Here is a 19,912-nt window from a genome sequence, read left to right on the forward strand (position 1 = left end):
GCGGTCCGCCGGCGGGCAAGAGGGCTTGCGCCGCCCGCGCGATCGGGGCTCCATCGCGCCACATCAAAGGGAGACCGCCATGGACGCCGCCGCCAGCTTCAGCGCCGACTACCCCGAGGCCCGCGAGAAGTTCCTGACCGCGGCGGGGACGGCCGGCGCCAGCCTGGAGCGGGTGACCAATCCCAACCGTGGCCCTGACGGCGGCGAGCTTTCCACGGACGTGGCCTGGATCGGGCCGCGCGACGCCGAGGCCGTGCTGGTGATGATCTCCGGCACCCATGGCGTGGAGGGCTTCTGCGGTTCCGGCGCCCAGGTCGACTGGCTGACGCGCGGCGAGGCCGCCCGCCTGCCCAAGGGCGTGGCCGCGCTCTTGATCCACGCCATCAATCCCTACGGCTTCGCCTGGCTGCGGCGGGTGACCGAAGAGAACGTCGACCTCAACCGCAACTGGGTGGATTTCGACGGCCCGCCCCAGCCGCTCAACGCCGGCTACGAGGTGCTGCGCGACGCCTTCTGCCCCGAGGCCTGGACCGAGGAGACCCGCAAGTCGACCGCCAAGGTCATCGGCGCCTACATCGCCGAGCACGGGATGAAGGCCGTGGCCGCCGCCGCCAGCAGCGGCCAGTACACCGACCCGGACGGCATCTACTACGGCGGCTCCGAACCCACCTGGGCGCGGCGCACCCAGACCGCCATCTTCGAGACCTATCTTGGCCAGGCCGGGCGTGTCGGCATCCTCGACTACCACACCGGCCTCGGCCCCTGGGGCTTCGCCGAGCAGATCATCATCGAGGGCCACGGCGATCCCACCTTCGAGCGGGCGACGCGCTGGTACGGCTCGGCCCTGGCCTCGATCGCCGACGGCGCCTCGGCTTCGGCCGAGCTCAGCGGCGACGGCCTGGCGGCCGCCCCGCAGCTCCTGAAGCGGTCGGAGGTGACCGGCATCGCCATGGAGTACGGCACCCAACCGCCCACCCAGGTGCTCTACGCGCTGCGCGCCGACAACTGGCTGCACATGCACGGCGATCCCGCCGGCCCGGACGCCGCCGCCATCAAGGCGCAGATCCGCGACGCCTTCTACGGCGACGCCCCGGACTGGAAGGGGATGGTGGCGGGCCAGTCGCTGCTGGTGACCCGCCAGGCCGTGGCCGGCCTCGCCAACGGACTCTAGGCGGGCGACGGGCCCGACGGTCCCTTCAGCTCCACCACGTTGCCCGCCGGATCCCTGATGTAGATCGACGGGCCGTAGCCCTCCGCGCCGTAGCGCCGGCCCGACTCCTCCACCTCGACGCCGTGCGCGGCCAGGTGCGCGCGGATCGCGGCTTCGTTGAAAGGCTCCACGGCCAGGGCGAAGTGGTCCAGGTTCCGCCCCTCCGCGCCGGGCGGCGCGCCGCCGACGCGGCCGAGCTTCCCGTCGATCGGGATGATGTCGATGATCGAGCGGCCGGCGCGAAGCTGGAAGAGGCCGACGTCGGCCTGGACCTTCTCCACCGCGCAGCCGACCACCTGGACGTAGAAGTCGATCACCGCCCGGGCGTCCTCGACGCGCAGGACCACGTGATCCAGGCCCTTGAGGCCGAAGACGGACGGGGCGGGCGGGCTCATCCCAGGAATTTGGGCAGGATGAACAGGATCGCAATGGCCAGGATCACCAGGGCCAGGATCATACCGGCCTTGGGGCGCGATCCCAGGAACGACTGGCCGCCCGCCGTCTTGGCGGCGCGGCGCGCCAGCTTGGCCTGGGCTTCCTTCTGGGCCTTCTCCTTGGCCTTGGCCGCCGCCTGGGCGGCCTTGTAGCGGCCAAGATCAACAACTTCGGGCGCGTCGTCGTCCTTCATGGCCCCCTATTAGCACGCCATGCCGATGCGCAAGCAGCCGCGGCGGCGCTATGCTGGGGCGTCGACAACGAGACTCACCATGCGCGTCATTCCAGCCTTCGCCGCCTGCACGCTCCTGGCCATCGCCGCCTCGGCCGGATGCGCCTCGGCCTCCCAGCCGGCGTCAGACCAGCCGCCCGCGGGCCAACCCGCCGCCGACCAGATCGCCGCGGTCGCCCGCGGCCGCGCCTACGCCGAGAAGGTCTGCGGCGCCTGCCACGCCCTCGATCCGGGCAAGGACAGCCCCTATCCCCCGGCGCCGCCGTTCCCCACCCTCGCCGGCCGCTTCACCGAGCTCACCCTGCAGCGCCGGCTGGCCGAGATCTCCGAGACCGGCCACACCCAGATGCCGCAGATCATGGTCCACGCCGACGACGTCGCCGACATCGTGGCCTATCTGAACAGCCAGCCGACGCCCTAGCGCCGAGGCGGCCCGCAGAACCGCCAAATCCGCTTCCGCCCGGCCCTCGTGCTCGGCTAGGGTCCGCGCGCGGCGGCGCCGCGCCCCGCCAAGACTAGACACGAGGAACCTCCCCATGATCGGCTACGCCACGATCGGCAGCAACGACCTGGAAAAAGCGAAGACCTTCTACGACATCGTGCTGACGCCCCTCGGCGGCCAGCGCGCCTTCGGCTCGGACCGCATGCAGGGCTACGCCTCGCCGGCCGGCGCCATGCTGGCGGTGTGCACGCCCTACGACGGCCAGACCGCCACGGCGGGCAACGGCTCGATGATCGCCCTGGCCTCGCCCACCCGCGAGTTGGTGGACGAGGTCTACAAGACCGCCCTGGCCAACGGCGCCTCCTGCGAGGGCGAGCCCGGCGAGCGCATGCCGACCTTCTACGGCGCCTATTTCCGCGACCTGGACGGCAACAAGCTCTGCGTCTTCAAGATGGGCTGAGGCCCCGGGCGGCGGCTGCGCCGCGCGCCATGGTTGACTCGTCATCGAACGCGCGCAACGTCGCAGCCGCCCATCCCAGTACAGGAGCGGAAACATGAGCCTGTTGAATGACCTCGCAAGCACGCTCGGCAACGGCGCCGGCACGGCCGTGGTCGATCTGATCAAGGACCACGACATCGGCGATCTGGTCGGCAAGTTCGAGAAGGCCGGACTTGGCGAGATCGCCAACTCCTGGGTCTCCAACGGCGGCAACATGGCGATCTCGGCCCAGCAGATCCACGCCGTGCTTGGCGCGGGCCCGGTGGCGGAGATGGCCCAGAAGCTGGGGGTCGATCCCGACCAGGCGGCCGACCAGATCGCCAAGCTCCTGCCCCAGGTGATCGACCGCCTCACGCCCGACGGCAAGCTGCCGTCCGGCGGCGGCCTGCTCGGCGGACTCCTGGGCGGCCTGAAGCTCTGAACAGCGTAAAGACCGCGGAAATGATGCGTTAAGCGCAGCCGCCTAAGATGTTCCCGCGCTGTTCCCCCTGGAGCGGCGCGGGAGGCAGGTATGTCCATCACCCGGACGGCCAACTTCAGGCGGGTCGCGCTCGACCATTTCGAGCCTGAAGCCGACATCGATCCCCAGGCCCAGCGACGGCTGCGCGGCCTGCTCGAGCAGATCGACTACACCGTCTACGCCTCCAACAAGGAGGTGATCGGCACGCTGCTGCAGCATGTCGACGCCCAGAAGTTCCAGCGGCTGGCGGTGGCCGCCGCCCACGCCCGCGCCGCCTGGGTGGCCGAGGCCCTGGCCATGAGCGAGGCCACCCACGCCCTCAGCGCCGAACAGGCGGCCAAGCTGTCGCGCATGCGCGCGGCCTACGAGGAGCTGAGCGCGGCCTACGAGGCCATGCGCCGGATGATCGAGCGCGGCTATCTGCCGGTCCGCGCCGCGCCGGCCGCGGGCGGCTGATCTGCGAAAGCGCTTTCGCTCGGCCCGAATTTTTGCGAATTCTTCGCAAGCATGAAGCGGCCACTCTATTTCGTCTGCGGCTTGATCTTCACGGGCCTGGGAATCGTCGGCGCCTTCGTGCCGCTGATGCCCACCACCGTGTTCCTGATCCTGGCCGCAGGCTGTTTCACCCATTCCTCGCCGAAGCTTGAGGCCTGGCTCCTGAATCACGCCCGTTTCGGGCCCACCCTGCGGGCCTGGCGCGAGAACGGGGCGATCCCGCGCAAGGCCAAGGCGATGGCCTGCGCGGGCATGGCCGGCGGCTATGGGCTGTTCTACGCCCTGGCGCGCCCGGGTCTCGTCCTGGCCCTGGGCGTGGGCGCGGCGATCGCCGCCTGCGCGGCGTTCGTCGTCAGCCGACCGAGCGCCGCCGGCCCTCAGTAGGGCAAGGGCGACAGGTCCGGCTCGACCCAGCCGCGGCGGGCCTCCACCGAGAACAGCACCGGCTTGGACCAGTAGGCCGACAGCCAGTCGCTGCGGCCGAGCTCGCCCTTGAGCAGGGCGTCCACGGCCACGTGGACCGGCGCGCCCTCGGGCAGGCCAGCCAGCCCCGCCCGCACCGCCCGCAGCGAGGCTTGGGTGATGGTCTCGTGGTAGCCCTCGGTGTCGGAGTTCACCCCGCCGGTCGCCTCGTTGTAGGCGCGGATCAGGCCCGGCATGTCCCGCTCCGGCTCGATGTCCGGACGGCGGGCGACCAGCCAGGCGGCGGCGGCCACGTGGGCGGCGTGGGTCCAGCGCGCCTTGGGCAGGGTTCGGGCGATCACGCCCTCGGCGATCTCGGCGACGGCTTCGTCGCTGGTGAAGGGATGGCTTGTCATGGGTCTAGGCTTTCCTGGAAGACGCAAGCGTCCGGCGAGGCCCTGAAAACCAGAACCCCCGCCGTCGCCGGCGGGGGTTGATGGGATCGTAGGTTCTAAGGCGGCTTAGCCGCTTCACCTTCCGCCCAAGCAGACGCCCGCCGCGAAGCGACGTTGCTGCTGCTTTTGCTGAATGAGGGCGTGAACCATGCGCGGCGTGTCTCACGCCGCCCCGGCCGCCGTCAAGCGTCGGCCGCCCAGGCCTTGAATTCGGGGGTCTCCAGGAGCCGCTCGCAATAGGCGCCCGCCAGGCCCGTGTCGCCATAGTCCGACAGCTTGACGCAATAGGTGTGGAAGCGGCTGGCCACCGGCGTGAAGAAGGCGTCGACGATCCCCCAGCCGCCGCACAGGAACGGCCCGCCCGAGCGGCCGAGCAGGTCCGACCACAGCCGCACGATCCGGCGCACGTTGGCTTCGGTGGCCGGCGACAGGCTGGGGTGGTGCGGCTCCATGTCCAGCGCCATCGGGCATTCGCCCCGCAGCGACTGGAAGCCGGAGTGCATCTCCGAGGCCGCCGACCGGGCCAGCGCCCGCGCCAGCGGATCGGCCGGCCAGAGCCCGGCGTCGGGAAAGCGCTCGGCCAGGAATTCGCAGATCGCCAGCGAGTCCCAGATCACCGCGCCGTCCACCTTCAGCGCCGGCACCAGGCCCGAGGGCGAACGTCCCGCGATCGCCGCCTGGGTCGCCCCCTCCTGCCGCAGCTCGATCAGGGTCTCGTCGAACGGCGCGCCGACGCGCTTGAGCACGAGCCAGGGGCGCATGGACCAGGTGGACCATTTCTTGGTGCCGATCACGAGTTCCATGGACGCGCTCCTCATCGATGCTCCAGGCCCTCTAGGCCCAGGATCCGGCCGTTGTCGAGCGGCCGGATGGTCGGCCGTCCCCCGCGCGGAAATGTCCCAGACACAATCCCCCGCTCCAATCGCCCGGGCCCGCGAGGCTGGCCTGCGCGGGCCGCAGGCGTTCCATAAGCGCGTTATCGCGCCATAAGAAATTGTTTCGAGGGAGGATTTTCAACTCATGACGCATCAGGCCGCACCCGCGCGGGAGCTTGGCGACGCGACGGCCGCGATCGCCACGGACGCGCCCCTGTCGGCGGGCTACCGCCGCTACGCCATGGGTCTTCTTCTCGGAATCTACGTGATCAACTTCCTGGACCGGCAGGTGGTCAACATCCTGGCCGAGCCGATCAAGACCGACCTGGGCCTAGCCGACTGGCAGCTCGGCCTGATGAGCGGCCTAGCCTTCGCCCTCTTCTACACCGTGCTCGGCATTCCCATCGCGCGCCTCGCCGAGCGCAAGAGCCGGCCGATGATCATCGGCGGGGCGATCGCGGCCTGGAGCGGCTTCACCATGCTGTGTGGGACCGCGCAGAACTTCGTCCAGCTCATCCTCTTCCGCATCGGCGTGGGCGTGGGCGAAGCCGGCTGCACGCCGCCGGCCCACTCGCTGATCACCGACTACGTCCCGCGCGACAAGCGGGCCTCCGCGCTCGCGTTCTACGCCATGGGCACGCCGCTGGGCTCGCTGCTCGGCCTGGTGATGGGCGGCATGATCGCCGACGCCTACGGCTGGCGCACGGCCTTCCTGATCGCCGGCGCCCCGGGGCTGGTGTTCGCCCTGCTGGCCGCGACCACGCTCAGCGAGCCGCGCAAGCGCCTCTCGGCCGAGGTGCGCCGCGTCGTCCACGCCAGCCAGGCCACCTTCGGCGAGACGCTGAAGTTCCTGGCCGGCAAGCGCACCTTCTGGCTGATCGCCTTCGGCGCGGCCATCAAGGCCTTCATCGGCTACGGCCACGCGCCCTTCACCGCCTCCTTCTTCCTGCGCAACCACGGCGAGGAGCTGGCCGGCCTGGCCGACAAGTTCGGCCTGCAACCCCTCGGCTTCCTGGGCCTAGCGCTCGGCCTGCTGTCCGGCGTGGGCGGCTCGATCAGCTCCCTGGTCGGCGGGATGATCGCCGACCGCTATTCCAAGACCGACCTGCGCGGCTACGTCACCGTCCCGGCGATGGCCTCGCTCGTCGCCGTGCCGGTGTTCGCCTGCGCCATGCTCGCGCCCTCGGCCGTCACCGCCATGAGCATCCTGACCATCAACTATCTGATGGGCGCCCTGTGGTACGGGCCGGTCTACGCCACCGGGCAGTCGATCGTGCCGCCGCACATGCGCGCGACGGCCGCGGCGATCCTGCTGTTCATCATCAACCTGGTCGGCCTGGGCCTCGGCCCGCTGGCGGTCGGCGCTCTGTCCGACGTGCTGGCCAAGGGCGCGGGCATGGGTTCGGCCGAGGGCGTGCGCTGGGCGCTGATCCTGTCGACCCTCGCCGGCCTGGTCGCGTTCATCCTCTTCTGGATCGCCCGCAGGACCATCCGCGAGGAAATGGAGAGCTGACCGACCGTCCCGGGGAAGGCGAACGCCCGTTCGAATTCGCGCTCGCCTTCGCCGACGCCTTGCGTCTACAGTCCCCACCCAAACACAAGAACATCAGTGCACAGGGGGTTCGCTCATGGCGTTGGGCGCGAGCGGAACGACGGGGGGGACCAAGCCCACCTTTTCCGAAGGCTACAAGAGTCTGGTGCTGGGCCTGCTGGTCACGGCCTACACCTTCAACTTCATCGACCGCACGATCATCGCCACCATCGGCCAGGCGATCAAGGAAGACCTGAAGATCACCGACACCCAGTTGGGTCTGCTCGGCGGTCTCTACTTCGCCCTGCTCTACACCTTCCTGGGCATCCCCATCGCGCGCCTGGCCGAGCGGGTGAGCCGGGTGAACATCATCGCCCTGGCCGTGCTGGTCTGGTCCGGCTTCACCGCCCTGTGCGGCACCGCGCACAGCTTCGCCGTCCTGGCCGCCTACCGCTTCGGCGTGGGCTTCGGCGAGGCGGGCCTGTCGCCGCCGGCGCACTCGCTGATCTCCGACTACTTCGAGCCGCGCAAGCGCGCCTCGGCCCTGGCGGTCTACTCGTTCGGCATTCCGCTGGGCACCATGCTGGGCGCCATGGCCGGCGGCTGGCTGGCGCAGAACTTCTCCTGGCGCGTGGCCTTCATGCTGGTGGGGCTGCCGGGCGTGATCATCGCCGTCAGCCTCAAGCTCCTCGTGAAGGAGCCGCCGCGCGGCCACTCCGAGCCGGAACCCCATCCGGTCTCCATCGAGGACGTCACCGTCGAGGTGGCCGAGCCGCCCAAGGCCCGGTTCTCGCTGCTGGGCGAGCTGAAGGAGATGGCCGCCATCACCGGCGTCATGCTCGGCAAGTGGCCGGTGTTCCACATGGTGATGGGCGTGACCCTGGCCTCGTTCGCCGGCTACGGCGCGGGCCAGTTCGTGCCGCCCTACTTCATCCGCACCTTCGGGCTGAACTACGCCCAGGTCGGCATGATCGTCGGCCTGGTCGGCGGCGTGTCCGCCGGCATCGGCACCCTGGTCGGCGGCTTCCTGACCGACCGGCTCTCCAAGCGCAGCCCCCGCTGGTACTCGCTGACCCCGGCCATCGGCCTGGCCATCGCCACGCCGATCTACATCCTGGCCTACACCCGCGACAGCTGGCAGCTCGCCGCGGCGATCCTGCTGCTGCCGGGCGTGTTCCACTACACCTACCTGGGCCCGACCTTCGGCGTCGTGCAGAACATGTACGACATGCGCCGCCGGGCCACGGCCGCGGCGCTGCTGCTGTTCTTCCTGAACCTGATCGCCCTGGGCGGCGGCCCGCCCTTCACCGGCTGGGTGATCGACCAGTTCGCCCAGTTCAACTTCGCCCATCCCGGCCAGACCAGCGTCGTCTCCGCGCTCGGCGGGCTGTTCAGCGGCGGCGGCGGAGACGGCTTCACGACGGCCTGTCCCGGCGGCGTGGCGCCGGCCGGCGCGCCGCAGGCCCTGGCCGACCACTGCCACGCGGCCTCGGCGCTGGCCACGCGCCAGGGCATCGTCGTCACCGTGCTCTTCTACCTGTGGGCCGCGTTCCACTACCTGCTGGGCTCGTTCGGCCTGGTGAAGGCCCTTTCCGACGCCCGCGTGGCCCGCGGCGAGGCGGCCTGACGAGCCTGAGACAGGGGGCGGGCTTGACTTACGGCCCGCCCCGAAGTCCAAGGCGCGCGTCATGATCCCTCGCTACGCCCGCCCCGAAGCCGCCGCGATCTGGTCGCCCCAGACCCGCTTCAAAATCATGTTCGAGATCGAGGCCCACGCCGCCGACGCCATGGCCGAGCTGGGCGTGATCCCCAAGATCGCCGCCGAGACGATCTGGGAGAAGGGGCGCGACGCGATCTTCGACGTCGACCGCATCGACGAGATCGAGCGCGAGGTGAAGCACGACGTCATCGCCTTCCTGACCCACGTCACCGAGATCGTCGGTCCCGAGGCGCGGTTCCTGCACCAGGGCATGACCAGCTCGGACGTCAACGACACCGCCCTGGCCGTCCAGCTCGCCCGCGCCACCGACCTTCTCCTGGAAGACGTCGACCTGGTGCTGGCGGCCCTCAAGCGCCGGGCCTTCGAGCACAAGCTGACGCCGACCGTCGGCCGCAGCCACGGCATCCACGCCGAGCCGACCACCTTCGGCCTGAAGCTCGCCGGCCACTACGCCGAGTTCCAGCGCGCCAAGGAACGGCTGGCCATGGCCCGCTTCGAGATCGCCACCTGCGCGATCTCCGGCGCGGTGGGCACCTTCGCCAACGTCGACCCGCGGGTCGAAGCCCATGTGGCCGAGAAGATGGGCCTGGCCGTGGAGCCGGTCTCCACCCAGGTGATCCCGCGCGACCGCCACGCGGCCTATTTCGCCGCCCTCGGCGTCGTCGCCTCCTCGATCGAGCGGCTGGCGGTGGAGATCCGCCACCTGCAGCGCACCGAGGTGCTCGAGGCCGAAGAGCCGTTCGATCCCGGCCAGAAGGGTTCGAGCGCCATGCCGCACAAGCGCAACCCGATCCTCACCGAGAACCTCACCGGCCTGGCGCGTCTGATCCGCTCAGCCGTCGTCCCGGCCATGGAGAACGTCGCCCTCTGGCACGAGCGCGACATCAGCCACTCCTCAGTGGAGCGCGGCATCGCCCCGGACGCCACCGTGCACATGGACTTCGCCCTGCGCCGCCTCGCCGGCGTCGTCGAGCGGCTGGTGGTCTATCCCGACAACATGCTGAAGAACCTCGACCGCCTGGGCGGCCTCGTCCACTCCCAGCGCGTGCTGCTGGCGCTCACCCAGAAGGGCGTCAGCCGCGAGGACGCCTACCGCGCGGTTCAGGGCAACGCCATGAAGGTCTGGCGCGGCGAGGGCCAGTTCCTCGACCTGCTGAAGGCCGACCCGGTGGTCCGCCCGAACCTGACCGACGCCGAACTCGCCGAGCTGTTCGACCTCGGCTACCACTTCAAGAACGTCGACGTGATCTTCGCGCGGGTGTTCGGCGACGAGGCGATGAAGGCCTGAGGCCTCAGGCCAGGCCGGCGATCACCCTCGCCGGCCTTTCGGCCGCCAGCCGGGCGATCTCGGCCAGCAGCGAGGCCGGCGAGAACGGCTTGGGCGCCATGCCGTTCATCCCCGCCGCCAGATAGGCCTCCTCCTGGCGGCGCATCACGTCGGCCGTGAGCGCCAGGATCGCCCCCCTGAAACCGTCGGCGCGGATGCGGCGGGTCGCCTCCAGCCCGTCCATGCCCGGCATGTTCACGTCCATCAGGATCAGGTCGAAGTCGCCGGTGCGCACCGCCTCGACCGCGTCATGGCCGCTCTCCACGGCCTCGGCGCAGGCGCCCAGCGCCTCCAGCGTCTTAACGCCGACGATGCGGTTCACCCGGTTGTCGTCGACCACCAGCACCTGCAGCCCCTCCAGCGGCGCCTCGCCCAGGCCGTCGGCCACGGCCGCCTGCGCCACGGCGGGCGGCGCGGACACCTCGAACCAGAAGGTCGAGCCCTCGCCTTCGCAACTGTCGTAGTCCAGGTCGCCGCCCATCATCAGGGTGAGCTGGCGGGAGATCGCCAGGCCCAGGCCGGTGCCGCCGAACCGGCGGCCCGCCCCGCCGTCCACCTGCTGGAAACGGTCGAACAGCTTGCCCCGCGCCGATTCGGGAATGCCGACGCCGGTGTCGCGCACCTCGAAGCGCAGCTTCGCCGCCGCCCCCTCGCCCAGCCGCCGGACCTTGACCGCGACGCCGCCCTTCTCGGTGAACTTCACCGCGTTGCCGACGATGTTGAACAGGCACTGGCGCAGCCGCACCGGATCGACATCGACCCAGCCCAGGCCGTCCTCGACCTCGGCGCGCAGATAGAGCCCCTTGGCCTCGGCCTGCGGCCGCAGCAGGCCCGCCACGCTCTCCACGATCGCGCGCACGTCCGTCGGCGCCGGCGACAGTGTGAGCTTGCCCGCCTCGATCTTGGAGAAGTCCAGCACGTCGTTGATGAGCTGGCCGAGCATTTCGGCGCATCCCAGCGCCTCGGCCACCAGATGCTTGCCCTCGCCGGTCAGCGGCTCGCGCTCGAGCAGATTGAGCACGCCCACCACCCCGTTCATCGGCGTGCGGATCTCGTGGCTGACCGAGGCCAGGAAGTCCGACTTGGCCACGGTGGCCTCCTCGGCCAGCCGGCGCGCCTCGTCCAGCGCCAGCTCCTGGCGCTTGGATTCGTCGATGTCGATGATCAGGCCGACGCCGCGGCGCGGCTCGCCCGCCTCGTTGCGCTCCACCTCGAAATAGACCCTGACCCAGCGCTCGCTCTCGGCCTCGCCCAGCCGCACGTCCACCGCCTCGGCGCTGGAGGCGCAGGCCTGGTCCCACATGGCGCTGATCGCGGCGAAGTCCTCGTCGCGGCGCAGGCCGAGCGGGTTGGCGTCGCCCTCGGTGAAGCCGCCCTCGCCGACCAGGCTGTCGAACTCGGCCGAGCGCCAGAAGCTGCGGGTCTTGAAGTCGAACTCGAAGACGCCCGCCCGGGAGACCTTCAGCGCCAGCTCCAGGCGCAGGGCGTTGGCCTTGGCCTCGTCGCGCGCCCTGGCCATCGAGGTGATGTTCTGGCTGACGCCGAACATCTCGAAGCGGCCCGACGGCGTGCGCGCACCGGCGCGATAGAGCACGCGCACGTGGTTCCAGCCGCCGTCGGCGGCCCGGTAGCGGATCTCGGCCTCGGCCGAGCCGCCATGCCGCGTGATCCGTTCGCGGATCTGCGTATCCACCGCCTGGTCGTCACGGTGCTGCACGAGTTGCAGCACCTGGGTCGGCACGGGCTTGCCGACGTCGCCGTGGCCCATGGTGATCTCGGACGGGAAATAATAGACGTCCTGGTCCGGGTCGTAGCGCCAGGCGCCGATCTCGGCCTCGCGCATCAACAGTTCGCGCGCATCCCGCATGACCCCGTGCATGCCGAGCCGCACCTCGGCCGGCGTCACGTCCAGCAGCACGGCGAGCGCGCCGTCGCGCCTGGGGTGGATGCTCAACTGGTAGGTATGGACCACGCCGTCGTCTTCGAGCAGGCGGTAGACCTTGCCCATGTCGTGGTTCACCACCTGGGCGCCGGCCGCCTCCAGCAGCGGGCCCAGCCGCTTGCCCTCGCAGCTGCGGTCCTTGCAGCCGAGCAGCGAGGCGAAGGCGTCGTTCGCCTCGACCACCATGTGGTCCTCGTCGAGGACGGCCATGGCGATCGACAGATCCCCAAGTGCAAGCGTGGCGCCCTTTTGGGTCATGGTCTCTTTGGTCCGCGCCGATCTCGCCGCCCATCTTCAAGCTCACGGCTAAGGAAGAGGTTGACCGCGCCTGCGGCGGCTTGTCGCAGGCCCGCGCGCCGCCGAAGACCGCCCGCAAGCCGAACGGAAAGGCTGGAAACCCTCGGCCGGCGCGTCCATCCTGGCGCCGCAAAGAACAGGGAGGGGAGCGCCATGGGCAAGCTCGTCGAAACGACCGACGCCGGACACGTGCGCACGATCCGGCTCAACCGGCCGGAAAAGAAGAACGCGCTGAACCTGCAACTGGCCTGGGGCGTCGTCGAGGCGGTCGAGGCCGCGGCGAAGGACGACAACGTCTGGGTCGTCGTCGTCACCGGCACGGGTGACGCCTTCTGCGCCGGCCTCGACCTGGGCGGCTCCGAGCCCTATTCGCCGCACACGCCGATGACCGCCCAGCTCGACGACATCGGCTGGGTCGGCAACTTCCTCCTGGCCATCCGCAAGCGCTGCGACAAGCCGGTAGTGGGCGGGATCAACGGCGTCGCCGTCGGCGCCGGCCTGGGCCTGGCCATGGCCTGCGACGTGCGCCTGATCGCCTCCAGCGCCCGGCTGATGGCCGGCTACACCCGCATCGGCGGCTCGCCCGACGCGGGCCTGACCATCACCCTGCCCCAGGCCATGGGTTACGAGCGGGCCATGCGCTTCATGATGGAGAACCGCACCCTGGTGGGCCAGGACGCGGTGGACTGGGGCATGGCCGGCGAATGCGTCGGCGACGACGCCTTCCAGGACCGGCTCGCCGAATACGCCCAGTCCCTGTGCGACTGGTCGCCGATCACCATGCGCCTGCTCAAGCGGGGGATCGTGAAGTCCTATGAGTCCCACGACATGGAGCAGCAGCTCCGCTACGAGGTCTCCAACATCGGCCGCGCCTTCGGCAGCGAGGACGGCAAGGAGGCCCGCAAGGCCTTCCTGGAAAAGCGCAGGCCGGTGTTCCAGGGGCGCTGACGGGCCGGGGCCCGGCGGCGCTCAGAAGCTGAGCGTCGCCGCGCCGGCCTTGATCTTCTCATGCATCAGGCTCGCGCCGGTGATGACGACGCCGTCGATGAGGTGCTCCTGCTCATAGCCGCGGGCCTTCACGCAGGGGGTGCAGGCCCAGAGGGCGCCGCCGCGGCCAAGGAAGTCGCTCAGCATGCCCGCCAGCGGTTCGAGCGGCTTGACGTGGGTGGTGTCCGCGGCGCCGCGGCGCACGATGTCCACGCCGGAACTGGTCAGGAAGATCGAGACGTTCAGCCCGGCGGTCATGCCGCCGAGGGCGATGATCAGGCCGGCTGATGACAACTCATGGTCAATGCCGTGGGTAATCACTACAACCAGGTCGCGCTTGTCGGCGGCCATGGGCGCTCTCCTCTGTGTTTTCGATTGAGTTCAAGCTAACCGCCAGCTCGACACAGGCCATGACCGGAACGCCGCCAGCCTTCTCCAAAACGCCGGGACTGTCCGACGATCCGCTCTCGGATCTCCTGGCGGGCATGAACCTGACGGGGATGATCCTGTTCCGGGGCGAATTCACCGATCCCTGGTCGGTGGACACGCCCGACGCCGCGCAGCTCGCGCGGATGCTGCCGTTCCGCACCGAGCACATCATTCCGTTCCACCTGATCGCCTGGGGCGGCTGCCGGCTGGAGGCGCCAGGCGCGGCGGCGTTGGAGCTGCGCGCCGGCGACGCGGTGATCCTGCCCTACGGCGAGCGCCATCTGCTCAGCGGCGCCGGCTCGGCGGCCGCGGCGGACCTCTGCCGCCTCCTGCCGCCGCCGCCCTGGAGCGACATCCCGGTCGTGACGCACGGAGGCGACGGCCCCAGCACGGGCATCCTCTGCGGCTTCCTGCAGTGCGACGAGCTCCTGTTCCACCCGCTGGTGCGCCACCTGCCCGGCGTGCTGCACGTCAGTCATGCATCCGCCACCGCGGATGACTGGCTCGCCACCACCATCCGCCACACCGTCGAGCAGGCCAGCCGTCCGCAGTCCGGCTCGCGCGGAATGCTGCCGCGGCTGACCGAGCTGATGTTCGTCGAGATCCTGCGCAACTACCTCCAGGGCCTGTCGGAAGACGAGGTGGGCTGGTTCGCCGCCTTCAAGGATCCGGTGGTCGGCGCGGCGTTGCGGCTGCTGCACCGCGCCCCGCTGGAGGACTGGAGCGTCGAGCGCCTGGCGCGCGACGTCGGCGCCTCGCGCTCAGTGCTGGCCGACCGCTTCAAACACTTCCTCGACCTGCCGCCGATGCGCTACCTGGCGCGCTGGCGCCTGCAGCTCGCCGCCCAGCAACTGAAGACGAGCGATCTGCCGCTGAAGGCCGTCATCAACCAGAGCGGCTATGAATCGGAGGCCGCCTTCAGCCGGGCGTTCAAACGCCATTTCGGCGCTCCGCCCGGAGACTGGCGCAGGCGCCGCGCCGACGCCTGAGCCGCCGTCAGTCCCGCACCGGATAGGGCGTTCCGTCGCGATGGCGATAGCCGCTCTCGCCCGGCTCGGCGACCATGTCGATGTCGGGATAGACGCAGCGGTCGTGCTCCGGGTCCGTCGTGCCGATCTCCAGCACCCTGGCCGGCCGGTCGGTCCGGTTGACCAGGTGATGGCCGTCGGCCACGCCGGCCTTGAAGGCGGCGCAGTCGCCCGGTCCCAGCACCTCCTCGCCGCCGTCGGTCACCAGCACGAGTTCGCCCTCCAGCACCCAGACGAACTCGTCCTCATGGCTGTGCCAGTGGCGCTGGCTCGACCAGGCGCCCGGCGCGATGACGTTCAGGTTCACGCCGAACTGGGTGAGCCCGGCGTGCCGCGCCAGTTTCTGGAACGCCTGGCCCTGACACGAAGCGTCGAAGGGCGCGGGGTAGTTGCAGCCGGTCCCGACGGGCACGGCGCCGAGGTCGAGTTTGCGGGTCATCGGACAACCCTGTCAGAAGGCTGCGCCAACCGATGGCAGCAGCCTGCGCATATGGCTTCGCAGGACGGCCGATCCAACTGAACCTTTCGACAGCGTTCGGAACGCAGCCCTCGACGTTCGGCGGCGACTTGATAGTCTTGCACGCAGCATTCTGGGGATCAGGCCATGGCCGATGCAGGTCACGTGGCGTTGGCGCACGAGCCGGACTTCATCGTCGGGCGACTGACGATTTCCCCCCTCCATCGCGAGCTTGTCCGCGACGACGGGGAACGGGAGGTGCTTGAGCATCGGGTGATGCAGGTGCTCATCGCCCTGGCCAAGGCCAAGGGCGCGGTCGTCACCCGCGACGAACTGATCATGTCGTGCTGGGACGGACGCGTCGTCGGCGAGGACGCGATCAATCGCGTCATCTCGCGGCTACGCAAGACCGCCTCCGGGATCGGCGCGGACTCCTTCCAGATCGAAACGATCACCAAGATCGGCTACCGGCTGCTGACCGAAGCGCACGGCGAAACGCCCGCGAACGATCAAGGCGGCGAGACGCCCGATCGGGGCGCCGCCGGTGCGTCGATCGCATCCCGCCGCGCGCTCCTGACCGGCCTGGCCGTGCTCGGCGTGGCGGGCGCGGCGGGCGGCGGCGCCATCCTTTTTCGTCGGCGCGGGCGGGCGCAGGTCCCGCCCGAGGTCGCGACCCTGATGGTTCAGGCCTCGATGGGCATGTCGCAGGACACGCCCGAGGGGCAAAGTCAGGCCCTCGGGCTGTACCGCCGGGTGGCCCAGGTCGCGCCCGAATACGCCGACGGTTGGGGGCTGTTGAGCCTCGCCTACGCCTGCACCGCCCATTGGCGGCCGCGCGATGAGATGGAGGGTCTGCTGCTGCGCGCGCAGGCCGCCGCCCGCCGCGCGCAAGACCTAGAGCCCGGCAACATCTATGCGGATGTCGCGCTCAGCGTGGCGCCGGCGTTCAATGGCCGTTGGCTGGCCACCGAACGCAGCCTTCGTCACGCCCTGAAGGTTCGTCCGAGCGATGTCGTCCTTACGCAGATGCTTGCGGACGTGCTCTGCAGCGTCGGGCGGTTCGAAGAGGCGCTGGCCTTGCTCAATCGCATAGGCTCAAATCCGCGCTCGCCGGACCAGTACTATCACCTGATCCAAACGCAGTGGGGCGCCCAGCGGATCGAGGAGCTCGACCGCACGATCGCCGACGCGGTGGCGCTCTATCCAACCCAATTCGCGATCTGGTTCTCCAGGTTCTACATCGACCTCTACAGCGGCGACCCGGAGGGCGCGATCGCTCTGGGAGCCAGCGTCAGCGGCCGTCCAAGCGGAATTCCGCCGCAGGAATTCGATGACATCATGGCGGTGGCGCGGGCGGCCCGCAGCCGCGCGCCGGCCGAGATCGCCGCGGTGGTGGCCACACAGGTGGACAACGCCCATCGGGCCTCGGGAAAGGCCGAGAACGCAATCCAGTTCTGCTGCCTGTTCGGCCGGCTGGACGAGGCGTTCGCCATCGCGGAGGCCTATTACTTCGAACGCGGCTTCGTCGTTCCCGACGTGCGCTTCACGGTCGCGCAGGGGACCTATACGACGCACGAAAACCGCAAGACGCAGTTCCTGTTCCAGCCCTCGACCAAGCCGCTACGCGCAGATCCGCGCTTCGCGCGCCTCACCGCCGAGCTCGGCCTGGAGACCTATTGGCGCGCCGCAGGCCGGCGGCCCGACTACCGCCTCGCCTGAGCCGGCCGTCGAAAAATCAGGCTTCGATCAGGTCCCGTCGGCACTCGATCAGATGCTCGTCCTCCACGCCCGGCGAGCCCCCCGGCACGGTTCCCCCGATCCGGCGCGCTCCTGCGCCCGCCTCGTAGGGAGAACGGTCATGAACAGAAACAGCAGAGCGGCCGGCATGATCAGCCTGTTCGCCGCGACCGCGGCGGCTTGCCTCGCCGCGACGGCCGCGCCGGCGTCGGCCGAGGACCATAGCTGGCGCGTCGGCTCCAACAGCTACCACCTCTACTTCCGCGACCTGAATCTCGCCAACCAGGACGACCGCCAGGAGATGCTGGCGCGGGTCGAGCGAGCCGCGACGATGCTCTGCCGCGGGCGCTACGACTTCCATCGCGACGAGGACGCCTGCATCGCCGCGAGCGTCCAGCAGACGGCGCAGAAGAGCCCGGCGCTGCGCCTTGCGATCGCCGAGCGGGGGGCGGCCAGGCTGGCGGAACGCTGACGCGCCGCCTCACCCGCGCCTTTCCACTTGTCAGCATCACTGACATATGTCAGTGATGCTGACATGCACGACGACGCCCCCACCTTCCACCAGCGCCAGAAGCGCGCGAACCGGGACGCCATCCTCGACGCCGTCGAGCGGGTCCTGACGCACGCCGGGCTGGACGAGCTGACCTTCCTGCAGATCGCCCAGGAGGCCGGGGTCTCAGACCGCACGGTTTATCGCCACTTCCCCACCAAGGAGGCCCTGCTCGAGGCGTTCTGGCTGAGGGTCCAGCAGACCCTGGGCATGGAAGCCTCCACGCGCAGTTGGGCCGACTATCTGGCGAGCCGCCCGACCGCCTTCGCCGAAATGGACAGGCGCGAGCGGATGATGCGGGCGGTGCTCAGCTCCGGCCAGGCCCGCGAGGCCCGCCTGAAGCTCAATCCCGAGCGCCAGGCCGGCATCCGGCGCATCATCGCCGACAAGGTGGGAGACCTGCCCGAACCCCGCCTCACCGAGCTCAGCGCGCTGGTCCATCTCCTGGGGTCCGCCCCGGCCTGGCAGGCGCTCAAGGACTACTGGGGCGTCGAGGGCGAAGCGGCGGGACGTCTCGCCGCGTGGGCCGTCGAGGCCCTGGCGGAGGCGGCCAAACGCGAGGCCGCCGCCCAAACCGACAACGCTCATCCCAAGGCTGACAAATGATCTTCCACGCCTCCATCCCGGCCGACGAGCCGGAACATGTCGCCCGCGTCATCGCCGAGATCTGGCGAGGCGAGGCCTTTCCCTTCCCGCCGTGGCCGGGCGGGTTCGTCGCCATGGCCGGCGACGCGCGCAACACCACCGTCGAGGTCTATCCGCGCAACCAGGCGATCGCGCCCGGCGAAGGCCAGGACATGGCGCACCCCAGCCTCGATCCCGCGCCCGGCCGCCAGTCCTGCTTCCACCTGGCGGTCGCGACCGACCGTCCGGCCGACGAGATCTTCGCCATCGGCGCGCGCGAGGGCTGGCGGACCGTCCGCTGCAATCGCGGCGGCATTTTCGACGTCATCGAATTGTGGGTCGAGAACGTGCTGATGATCGAGGTGCTGACCGCCGAGATGCAGGCGCAGTACCTGGGCGGCGTCACCATCGACGCCCTGCGCCAGCGCTTCGGCCGCCGCCCGCCCGCCGCGCCGGCGCCGGTCGCCTAGGCCGCCGCCACGGCGCCCGGCCCCGGCCGGGTCTCCACCTCGCGCGCGTCCAGCCGCTCGCCGCATTCGGAGCAGACGCTCACCGGCTGGAAGTCGTGGCCGCAGGTCTTGTGCTGGTGCAGCAGCGGCGGGCCGGCCTCGCCGGCGTAGAACCGATCGCCCCAGTTCACGATCGCCATGATCACCGGATAGAGCGCCAGGCCCTTGTCGGTCAGGCGATACTCGTATCGGACCGGGGCGTCCTGATAGGCCGCCTTGCGCAGGACGCCCTCGTCCGTCAGCAGCTTCAGCCGGTCGGCGACGATCGTGCGCGAGATGCCGAGCCGGGCCTGGAAGGCTTCGAACCGGCGCACGCCCAAGAAGCAGTCGCGCAGGATCATCAAGGTCCAGCGGTCGCCGATCACCGCCAGCGAGCGCGCCACCGAACAGGGCTCCTTGGCCAGTTCGTCCCACTTCATCGCCGGACCCCTCCGTCGTCTCCCCCGCCATGATTGACTGGGTCCAGATTCGATACCATAGTCCGTCCAGATTTTAAACTTATGGGAGGCCGCCGATGGGGAACCCGGATCAATCCAAGGGCGTGTGCCTGGTCGTGGGCGCCGGGGACGGCGTCGGCGGCGCCATCGCCCGCGCCTTCGCCGCCGACGGCTATGAGGTCTGCGTCACCCGCCGGGCGCGCAATATCGACCAGCTCGAGGCCCTGGCCGCCTCGATCCGCGAGGCCGGCGGCAAGGCCCGCGCCTTCGGCGTCGACGCCCGCGCCGAGGAGGAGATGGTCGCCCTGTTTGACCGCATCGAGCGCGAGGTCGGCCCCTTGGAGGTGGTGGTCTTCAACATCGGCGCGAACGTGCGCTTCGGCGTGGTCGAGACCACGGCGCGGGTGTTCACCAAGGTCTGGGAGATGGCCTGCTTCGCCGGCTTCCTGGCCGGGCGCGAGGCGGCCCGGGTGATGACGCCCCGCGGGCGCGGCACGATCCTGTTCACCGGCGCCACCGCCAGCTTGCGCGGACGCGAGGGCTTTTCGGCCTTCGCCGCGGCCAAGCACGGCCTGCGCGCCGTGGCCCAGAGCCTGGCGCGCGAGCTCGGCCCCAAGGGGATCCACGTGGCCCACGTGGTGGTCGACGGCGCCATCGACGGCGTCTTCATCCGCTCCATGCGCGGCAACGTCGACGACCTGCTCGCCGAGGACCGCATCCTCAAGCCCGAGGACATCGCGGCCAACTACGTGATGCTGCACCACCAGCCGCGCTCGGCCTGGACCCATGAAATGGACCTGCGGCCGTGGGCCGAGGCCTGGTGAGGAGACCA

The 19,912-nt window shown here is 70.1% G+C and carries 24 protein-coding genes; 16 read left to right on the top strand and 8 right to left on the bottom strand.

Translation table 11 applies throughout. From position 1 onward, the window contains the following. Nucleotides 1-79: 79 nt before the first annotated feature. On the top strand, nt 80-1,171 hold the full coding sequence (locus tag ACE3TA_RS17645; protein ID WP_374575626.1) for a M14 family metallopeptidase: 1,092 nt from the start codon (nt 80-82) through the stop codon (nt 1,169-1,171). Here the strand turns inward: ACE3TA_RS17645 and ACE3TA_RS17650 are convergent. Further along, nucleotides 1,168-1,605 carry a VOC family protein gene (locus tag ACE3TA_RS17650; RefSeq protein ID WP_374575627.1) on the bottom strand — a complete coding sequence of 146 codons (438 nt, stop codon included), beginning with the start codon at nt 1,603-1,605 and terminating at the stop codon, nt 1,168-1,170. The two genes, ACE3TA_RS17645 and ACE3TA_RS17650, sit on opposite strands and share 4 nt — an antisense overlap. Then, complete coding sequence (locus tag ACE3TA_RS17655) at nt 1,602-1,838, bottom strand: hypothetical protein (RefSeq protein ID WP_374575628.1); 237 nt, start codon at nt 1,836-1,838, stop codon at nt 1,602-1,604. Before ACE3TA_RS17655 ends, ACE3TA_RS17650 begins: the two co-directional genes overlap by 4 nt. Nucleotides 1,839-1,917: 79 nt before the next feature. Here ACE3TA_RS17655 and ACE3TA_RS17660 point away from each other — a divergent pair, with 79 nt between their 5' ends. The 5 genes from ACE3TA_RS17660 to ACE3TA_RS17680 all read left to right on the top strand — a co-directional run bounded on the left by ACE3TA_RS17660 (nt 1,918) and on the right by ACE3TA_RS17680 (nt 4,157). Then, nucleotides 1,918-2,298: a cytochrome c gene (locus ACE3TA_RS17660; protein ID WP_374575630.1), complete on the top strand. Its 381-nt coding sequence runs from the start codon at nt 1,918-1,920 to the stop codon at nt 2,296-2,298. Between the two features lie 115 nt (nt 2,299-2,413). Next, nucleotides 2,414-2,779, top strand: a complete 366-nt coding sequence (locus ACE3TA_RS17665) for a VOC family protein (protein WP_374575631.1) — start codon at nt 2,414-2,416, stop codon at nt 2,777-2,779. A gap of 94 nt (nt 2,780-2,873) precedes the next feature. Then, on the top strand, nt 2,874-3,239 hold the full coding sequence (locus ACE3TA_RS17670) for a YidB family protein (protein ID WP_374575632.1): 366 nt from the start codon (nt 2,874-2,876) through the stop codon (nt 3,237-3,239). Nucleotides 3,240-3,329: 90 nt separating this feature from the next. After that, nucleotides 3,330-3,734, top strand: a complete 405-nt coding sequence (locus ACE3TA_RS17675; RefSeq protein ID WP_374575633.1) for a hypothetical protein — start codon at nt 3,330-3,332, stop codon at nt 3,732-3,734. Nucleotides 3,735-3,785: 51 nt separating this feature from the next. Next, nucleotides 3,786-4,157, top strand: a complete 372-nt coding sequence (locus ACE3TA_RS17680; protein ID WP_374575634.1) for a YbaN family protein — start codon at nt 3,786-3,788, stop codon at nt 4,155-4,157. Here the strand turns inward: ACE3TA_RS17680 and ACE3TA_RS17685 are convergent. Continuing rightward, entirely contained in the window at nt 4,151-4,591 is a 441-nt protein-coding gene (locus ACE3TA_RS17685; protein ID WP_374575635.1) for a hypothetical protein, read from the bottom strand. The two genes, ACE3TA_RS17680 and ACE3TA_RS17685, sit on opposite strands and share 7 nt — an antisense overlap. Before the next feature lie 221 nt (nt 4,592-4,812). Beyond that, complete coding sequence (locus ACE3TA_RS17690) at nt 4,813-5,433, bottom strand: glutathione S-transferase family protein (RefSeq protein WP_374575636.1); 621 nt, start codon at nt 5,431-5,433, stop codon at nt 4,813-4,815. Between the two features lie 217 nt (nt 5,434-5,650). On the opposite strand from ACE3TA_RS17690, the gene ACE3TA_RS17695 reads away from it, so the two are divergent. The 3 genes from ACE3TA_RS17695 (at nt 5,651) to purB (ending at nt 10,044) form a co-directional block, all read left to right on the top strand. Next, a complete protein-coding gene (locus ACE3TA_RS17695) occupies nt 5,651-7,018 on the top strand; it encodes a spinster family MFS transporter (protein ID WP_374575637.1) in 1,368 nt (455 codons plus the stop codon). Between the two features lie 115 nt (nt 7,019-7,133). Beyond that, a complete protein-coding gene (locus ACE3TA_RS17700) occupies nt 7,134-8,663 on the top strand; it encodes a spinster family MFS transporter (RefSeq protein WP_374575638.1) in 1,530 nt (509 codons plus the stop codon). Between the two features lie 61 nt (nt 8,664-8,724). Beyond that, the gene (gene purB, locus ACE3TA_RS17705) at nt 8,725-10,044 is read left to right on the top strand and encodes an adenylosuccinate lyase (protein ID WP_374575639.1); all 1,320 of its coding nucleotides are present in this window, start codon (nt 8,725-8,727) and stop codon (nt 10,042-10,044) included. A 4-nt stretch (nt 10,045-10,048) separates the two neighbouring features. Here the strand turns inward: purB and ACE3TA_RS17710 are convergent, their stop codons facing one another. Continuing rightward, nucleotides 10,049-12,283, bottom strand: a complete 2,235-nt coding sequence (locus ACE3TA_RS17710; protein WP_374575640.1) for an ATP-binding protein — start codon at nt 12,281-12,283, stop codon at nt 10,049-10,051. Nucleotides 12,284-12,475: 192 nt separating this feature from the next. Between ACE3TA_RS17710 and ACE3TA_RS17715 the strand changes: the two genes are divergently transcribed. Further along, a complete protein-coding gene (locus tag ACE3TA_RS17715) occupies nt 12,476-13,270 on the top strand; it encodes an enoyl-CoA hydratase/isomerase family protein (protein WP_374575641.1) in 795 nt (264 codons plus the stop codon). Nucleotides 13,271-13,291: 21 nt separating this feature from the next. Here the strand turns inward: ACE3TA_RS17715 and ACE3TA_RS17720 are convergent, their stop codons facing one another. Further along, nucleotides 13,292-13,660, bottom strand: coding sequence for a DsrE family protein (locus ACE3TA_RS17720; RefSeq protein WP_374575642.1), 369 nt, complete (start codon nt 13,658-13,660; stop codon nt 13,292-13,294). Between the two features lie 59 nt (nt 13,661-13,719). On the opposite strand from ACE3TA_RS17720, the gene ACE3TA_RS17725 reads away from it, so the two are divergent. Further along, complete coding sequence (locus ACE3TA_RS17725) at nt 13,720-14,727, top strand: cupin domain-containing protein (protein ID WP_374575643.1); 1,008 nt, start codon at nt 13,720-13,722, stop codon at nt 14,725-14,727. A gap of 7 nt (nt 14,728-14,734) precedes the next feature. On the opposite strand, the gene ACE3TA_RS17730 is transcribed toward ACE3TA_RS17725, so the two are convergent. Further along, a complete protein-coding gene (locus ACE3TA_RS17730; RefSeq protein ID WP_374575644.1) occupies nt 14,735-15,205 on the bottom strand; it encodes a cupin domain-containing protein in 471 nt (156 codons plus the stop codon). Nucleotides 15,206-15,370: 165 nt separating this feature from the next. Here ACE3TA_RS17730 and ACE3TA_RS17735 point away from each other — a divergent pair, with 165 nt between their 5' ends. The 4 genes from ACE3TA_RS17735 to ACE3TA_RS17750 all read left to right on the top strand — a co-directional run bounded on the left by ACE3TA_RS17735 (nt 15,371) and on the right by ACE3TA_RS17750 (nt 18,604). Then, nucleotides 15,371-16,942: a winged helix-turn-helix domain-containing protein gene (locus tag ACE3TA_RS17735; protein ID WP_374575645.1), complete on the top strand. Its 1,572-nt coding sequence runs from the start codon at nt 15,371-15,373 to the stop codon at nt 16,940-16,942. 139 nt (nt 16,943-17,081) lie between these two features. After that, nucleotides 17,082-17,432, top strand: coding sequence for a UrcA family protein (locus ACE3TA_RS17740; RefSeq protein ID WP_374575646.1), 351 nt, complete (start codon nt 17,082-17,084; stop codon nt 17,430-17,432). Nucleotides 17,433-17,495: 63 nt separating this feature from the next. Further along, nucleotides 17,496-18,116, top strand: a complete 621-nt coding sequence (locus ACE3TA_RS17745) for a TetR/AcrR family transcriptional regulator (RefSeq protein ID WP_374575647.1) — start codon at nt 17,496-17,498, stop codon at nt 18,114-18,116. Continuing rightward, nucleotides 18,113-18,604, top strand: coding sequence for a hypothetical protein (locus tag ACE3TA_RS17750; protein WP_374575648.1), 492 nt, complete (start codon nt 18,113-18,115; stop codon nt 18,602-18,604). The genes ACE3TA_RS17745 and ACE3TA_RS17750 overlap by 4 nt, the downstream gene beginning before the upstream one ends. Here the strand turns inward: ACE3TA_RS17750 and ACE3TA_RS17755 are convergent. Further along, on the bottom strand, nt 18,601-19,062 hold the full coding sequence (locus ACE3TA_RS17755) for a winged helix-turn-helix transcriptional regulator (RefSeq protein WP_374575649.1): 462 nt from the start codon (nt 19,060-19,062) through the stop codon (nt 18,601-18,603). The genes ACE3TA_RS17750 and ACE3TA_RS17755 overlap by 4 nt on opposite strands. Before the next feature lie 95 nt (nt 19,063-19,157). Here ACE3TA_RS17755 and ACE3TA_RS17760 point away from each other — a divergent pair, with 95 nt between their 5' ends. Next, nucleotides 19,158-19,904, top strand: a complete 747-nt coding sequence (locus ACE3TA_RS17760; RefSeq protein WP_374575650.1) for an SDR family NAD(P)-dependent oxidoreductase — start codon at nt 19,158-19,160, stop codon at nt 19,902-19,904. Nucleotides 19,905-19,912 lie beyond the last annotated feature (8 nt).

The organism is Phenylobacterium sp. (assembly GCF_041916435.1).
Classification (GTDB): Bacteria; Pseudomonadota; Alphaproteobacteria; order Caulobacterales; family Caulobacteraceae; genus Phenylobacterium.